This window comes from Paractinoplanes deccanensis (assembly GCF_016862115.1).
In the GTDB taxonomy this organism is placed as follows: domain Bacteria; phylum Actinomycetota; class Actinomycetes; order Mycobacteriales; family Micromonosporaceae; genus Actinoplanes; species Actinoplanes deccanensis.
The window spans coordinates 1-1,285 of record NZ_BOMI01000243.1; the positions used below are offsets into that span (position 1 = coordinate 1).

General features: G+C 62.5%; 1 protein-coding gene. It reads right to left on the reverse strand.

What is annotated here, in order from left to right:
* Positions 1–33: 33 nt before the first annotated feature.
* The gene (locus Ade02nite_RS48830) at positions 34–1,245 is read right to left on the reverse strand and encodes an IS256 family transposase (protein WP_438871034.1); all 1,212 of its coding nucleotides are present in this window, start codon (positions 1,243–1,245) and stop codon (positions 34–36) included.
* Between the last annotated feature and the right edge of the window lie 40 nt (positions 1,246–1,285).

The following is a 1,285-nucleotide window of genomic DNA, read 5'->3' on the forward strand; positions in this document are numbered from 1 at the left end:
TCCGTACCAAGATCGGTGTTTTCGGCTCTTCGGTTAGTAGGTCTCGGCGGCCGGCCAGCGGTCACCGAAGGTGATGGCGAAGGCGTTCAGTACGGGCTTCCAGCGCGTCGTCCATCGGGCGCGGCCGGCTCCGGTCGGGTCCAGGCTGCGAGTCACAAGGTACAGGCATTTCAAAGCGGCCTGCTCACTCGGGAAATGTCCCCGAGCTCGCACGGCGCGACGGTAGCGGGCGTTCAGCGATTCGATCGCGTTGGTCGAGCAGATCACGCGGCGGATCTCGATGTCATAATCGAGGAAAGGAATGAACTCGTTCCACGCGTTACGCCACAGCCGGATCATCGCCCGGTATTTGCCGCCCCATTTCTCCTCTAGGTCATCCAGGGCGGCCAAGGCGGCGTCCGCGTTGACGGCGGTGTAGATCGGTTTGATATCACGCTTGATCGCGTCCGTGTCGGCCCGGGAAGTCAGCCGGAACGTGTTACGGATCAAATGAATGATGCAGGTTTGCACGATCGCTTCCGGCCAGACCGCCTCGACCGTGTCCGGCAGCCCTTTCAGACCGTCGCAGACAACGAAGAACACGTCCCGAACGCCGCGGTTCTTCAGATCGATCAGCACGCTCATCCAGAACTTGGCGCCCTCGCCGCCGGACCCGGCCCACAGGCCCAGAACGTCCTTGCGGCCGTCCACGGTGACCCCGATGGCCGCGTAGATCGGCCGGTTCGCGACCTGGCCCTCACGAACCTTGACCATGATCGCGTCGATGAATACCGCCACATACACCGCGTCGAGAGGCCGTGTCGACCATTCGGTCATCTCGGCCACGACCTTGTCAGTGATCCGCGAGATCGTTTCTTTCGACACCGACGCCCCATAGATTTCCGCGAAATGTGCGGAGATCTCCCCGGTCGTCATCCCTTTCGCGTACAACGACAACACAATCTCGTCGACCTCGGTCAAACGCCGCTGCCGCTTCTTGACGATCTGCGGCTCGAATGTCGAATCCCGATCCCGGGGAACCTCGATGCGCACTTCACCGGCCGCATCCGAGATCACCGTCTTACCCCGGCTGCCGTTGCGCACATTCGTCGACTCTCGTCCCGGCTCGGCCTGGTTCTTCTCATGACCCAGGTGCTCGGTCATCTCCTCGTTCAACGCGGTCTCGAGAACATTCTTGGTGAACAGCTTCAGCAAGCCGTTCGGACCAGTCAGTTCCAGTCCCCGGGCCTTGGCCTCGGCCACCATCGCCGCCGCAGCGGCCTGCTCGGGCGACAACTGCCGCCCG

Excerpts from the sequence above, each read along its gene's own strand:
- Ade02nite_RS48830 (WP_438871034.1), bottom strand. The coding sequence starts at position 1,245 with ATGGTGGCCGAGGCCAAGGCCCGGGGACTGGAACTGACTGGTCCGAAC.